6 protein-coding genes are annotated in these 3,662 nt (G+C 29.5%); 3 read left to right on the plus strand and 3 right to left on the minus strand.

Annotation, left to right across the window (positions count from 1 at the left end):
* Positions 1 to 109: 109 nt before the first annotated feature.
* Positions 110 to 511 (minus strand): hypothetical protein, encoded by a 402-nt coding sequence (locus ACJDU8_RS25230; RefSeq protein WP_406794943.1) that lies wholly within the window; start codon positions 509 to 511, stop codon positions 110 to 112.
* 238 nt (positions 512 to 749) lie between these two features.
* On the opposite strand from ACJDU8_RS25230, the gene ACJDU8_RS25235 reads away from it, so the two are divergent.
* A complete protein-coding gene (locus ACJDU8_RS25235; RefSeq protein WP_406794944.1) occupies positions 750 to 1,142 on the plus strand; it encodes a hypothetical protein in 393 nt (130 codons plus the stop codon).
* Between the two features lie 200 nt (positions 1,143 to 1,342).
* Positions 1,343 to 1,540 (plus strand): cold-shock protein, encoded by a 198-nt coding sequence (locus tag ACJDU8_RS25240; RefSeq protein WP_406794945.1) that lies wholly within the window; start codon positions 1,343 to 1,345, stop codon positions 1,538 to 1,540.
* A 167-nt stretch (positions 1,541 to 1,707) separates the two neighbouring features.
* Here ACJDU8_RS25240 and ACJDU8_RS25245 read toward each other — a convergent pair whose 3' ends face one another.
* Together ACJDU8_RS25245 and ACJDU8_RS25250 are read right to left on the minus strand one after the other, a co-directional pair.
* Positions 1,708 to 1,998, minus strand: a complete 291-nt coding sequence (locus ACJDU8_RS25245) for a helix-turn-helix domain-containing protein (RefSeq protein ID WP_406794946.1) — start codon at positions 1,996 to 1,998, stop codon at positions 1,708 to 1,710.
* 74 nt (positions 1,999 to 2,072) lie between these two features.
* Positions 2,073 to 2,312: a helix-turn-helix domain-containing protein gene (locus ACJDU8_RS25250; protein WP_406794947.1), complete on the minus strand. Its 240-nt coding sequence runs from the start codon at positions 2,310 to 2,312 to the stop codon at positions 2,073 to 2,075.
* Between the two features lie 319 nt (positions 2,313 to 2,631).
* Between ACJDU8_RS25250 and ACJDU8_RS25255 the strand changes: the two genes are divergently transcribed.
* A complete protein-coding gene (locus tag ACJDU8_RS25255) occupies positions 2,632 to 2,856 on the plus strand; it encodes a hypothetical protein (RefSeq protein ID WP_406794948.1) in 225 nt (74 codons plus the stop codon).
* Positions 2,857 to 3,662 lie beyond the last annotated feature (806 nt).

Here is a 3,662-nt window from a genome sequence, read left to right on the forward strand (position 1 = left end):
GCTCCTGTTCAATACAGAAACCAGCTTATAATTGCCTAGCTTTTTTCAAAATGTCCTTGACATAGGGTCCATTTCAATGTGGGTGCAGGCTTTATTTTATAAATATAATCTATTGATTTTCTAACCATTTCATTGCTTCATTGGGATCATTAAACACTTTAACTACAACTCCCCCGTCAGTAACAAAACTTGTCTTTTTTTTCATATTTATTTGACCAATAATCTTTTCTGGTTGTACTAATGCCCAATATTTCCAGCCTGCTTTAACTGTATTAGGAAGCCAAACATTATCCGTCCATTCTGAGTCTTGCGGTCTTAAAGCACTATTATTTCTATCATCTGATAACCATTTTTTAGCTCCATTTTTCTTTAATACCTCAGTACCTTGATTTAATAGATCCTGTAGTGGTTTACCATATATGTACTTTTTTATTTCGTGGTGTATGATTTTGGTTTCAGTATAATACCATAAAGAAGCATATTCATTATCTATAATTGTTATTTTAGACATTGTAGTTCCCCCTTTTTTAAACTTATTTTAAGCATATTTTGTTTAATTACTAGGCTTAATTTTAAGTAAATTATACCTAGTAATTATGGGTATAATTTGGAATAAATATGTGAAATTTATGTTATTATTTGACCATTCTATTTTGTAATATGTTCTACAATTCACCAAAATCCCTAGAAATTCTACAATTTCTATGTTAAAATTTACCTTAGTAAGATTAAAATTGGGGGATGAGGTTATGGGGACAAGATGTAAAAAATGTATATTTAAAGATCTGGATGGAGGTAAATACCCTTGCAATGATTGTAGTGAAATTATAGATATAAGGGGTGTAAAGTGTAATGGAAGTTATTTTGAACCAATGGATGAGTACACTAAAAGTATTGGATCTAAAGAACGGTTAAAGAGAAAATTAAATGAGATAGTGGCCTCTATAAATAAGGAAATAACCTATTACGAATATAAAATATTGCAAGAGGGAAATGTCATGTTAACAGCCTTCTTGAATAATGACAATGAAGATGTTACAGTATACCAGATAGTAGACACTGGAGAGAATTTAGTTCAGAATGTGGTTTTGTTGGAGAGGGAGCTGTTGTATAAAATAAAGAGTAGTTTAGCTGGAACTTGATAACTGTACAGAAATAATTTGATTTTTTTAATAATATATGGTATGTTTAACAAATACTTAAATGAATCGTAATTAATTTAAACACAGGTATATTTCAATAGGTACTTAAATAATATATGCATTTATTATTATAGAAATTTTATTTAGTGTATTATGGTTGTTACAGAGAGTTTAAGAAATAAAATTTTGGAGGTACTTATATGACAGGTACGGTTAAATGGTTTAATGAAAATAGAGGATTTGGATTTATTACAGGAGAAGATGGAAAAGATATTTTTGCACACTTTTCTCAAATAAAGTCAGAAGGTTATAAAACACTTGATGAGGGCCAAAAAGTCTCTTTTGACGAAGGAAGAGGACAAAAAGGATCACAAGCAGAAAATATTACTGTTCTTTAATTAGTGAATATTTTATCCCTTAGGTATATATATCTAAGGGATTTTTAAATTGCATAGGATAAATGATGCGGTAAAGAGGGGGGAGTTTAGTATTCCCCTTTTGTATTTTATAAAAAATAGTTAAGAGGGTATAAAGTAAAAAAACAAAGTAAATTAACTTTTATAACTTACTTTGTTTTTTTATAATGTTTTTTAATTATCTTTGCAATATCTACTATAAAATCTCTATCCTCAATATCTTTTAAATTTAAATTATGTTTTTCTTTTGTTCTGCAGAGTAAATAATCCAAACTTACATCAAATATATTTGCTAGTTTAACTATGTTATTTATGCTAGGTTCAATATCCTGTGATTCATAACTGGAAACAGATTGTCTCGAAACATTTAGCATTTTCCCTAATTCATCTTGGGTTAGCTCCATTTCTTCACGGAGTTCTTTTAGTCTATCCCCAAACATATTTTCATCCTCCTAAACTTTGTTATACAATTTACAGTTTATAGGAAGATTTATTATGCATTGCCCTATTCAAGTTATTTTGTCTTTTTTGAATAAAAAGGACAATAAAATTGTCCTTCGTAGAAATAGAGAAATAACATTATTGGACACATTGTAAATTCATCACATGTTTTTTTAATGAAAGGAATACTTATATAATTCATCGTATAAACAGAACTATTTTCCAGCTTACTTAAACGACTTTGGCTCATACCAAGTCTTTCAGCCATTTGTTTTTGTGTAATACCTAATTTGTTTCTTATAGCTCTAAACAAATAAACCACCTCGATTCTACATTATACGACATATTTTTCAAACTATAAATAATCAAATGCTGGAAAATGTAACTAATTGATGAACGATATTCCTCCTAGGAATATTTTTTGTGCTAATATATAAGCAATAAAAGGTGCACCGTTTAAATATTCAGCAAATAAAGGAGGAACATGGATGATAGCAAGAACCTTGAGAAGAAAAAATATAAGTAGAATGATGTGGATATGTTAGCGATTTTATGGTAATATGATAATAGTGAATTAGAACGGATGTTCTGCGAAAAAGCAGATTGTTAATAAAAGGTAAGGGGGACTGTAAGTGACTAAAAAGGAATTGATAAAGGAGGAATTGATTAAAATACTAGATGGGTTGGATTTAAAACAATTAACCAGAGGAGATATTTATAACAAAATACATAAAATAAATTGTAAAAATGTACTCAAAAAATTCCCGACCTATTCCCGACCTGATAAGAGTATAATATATGAAAATAAAAATAATTTACGGGTTAGCAACAGCAGTATTGATGAGGGTTTAGAGTGATTTAGATATAAGTTAGATATATGATTGTTTCTAAAGGCGAGTGTGGGGGCAAAGACCAGGTCAACTAACTTACAAATGCACTATTTGTGCGTCATAGCAGCCTTTTTTAAGGCTGCTATATTAATTTGATTTTAAATATTCCCGCCTTATTCCCGCCTTGGAAAAAACGACTATGTTTTTGGGTAGTATTTCTGCTTCAATAGGGTTATGACTGTAATTATGATATGGTGCAAAATTATTTATAGTTGAATTTTTCAGTGTTTTTATGTGGTAAAATAAACAATGTGATTTAAAGAGTAAGTATAATTTATTTGATAAAATTAAAATTTACTAATATATTGACTTTTTACCCAAACAGGTATATGATGTAAAAAATAAGAGTAAAAGTCAGTGAAGAGAAGTAGTAGATATGGAAATTTAGTTAAAGTGAATTTGGGATAGTGAGAGCCAAATACTGTAGTCTGTATTGAATGGGTCTCTGAGATGTGATGTGAAATAGCAGTAGCAATAAACGGATAGTCCACCGTTAAAAGGACAGGGTATCGAGTAATCTCCGTACTTGAAAAAGCTGATTTTATATTAAGGTGGTATAGCAGAATGTTCATTTTGCCCTTATAGGGTGAAGTGTTTTTTATTTTATAGAACTTTTAATTGCTATTTTTATATTAGTATAAAAAATAAATATGGGTGGCATAGTAGTCACTTTATCCCATATGGGGATAGAGTGGCTTTTTTTTATTTTAGAATACCACAGGTTTTACCTGTGGTTCCGGAAAGCTTATAGCTATGAGTAGGAAAAAGAAAAA

Source organism: Candidatus Clostridium eludens, from assembly GCF_045310515.1.
Classification (GTDB): Bacteria; Bacillota; Clostridia; order Clostridiales; family Clostridiaceae; genus Clostridium_B; species Clostridium_B eludens.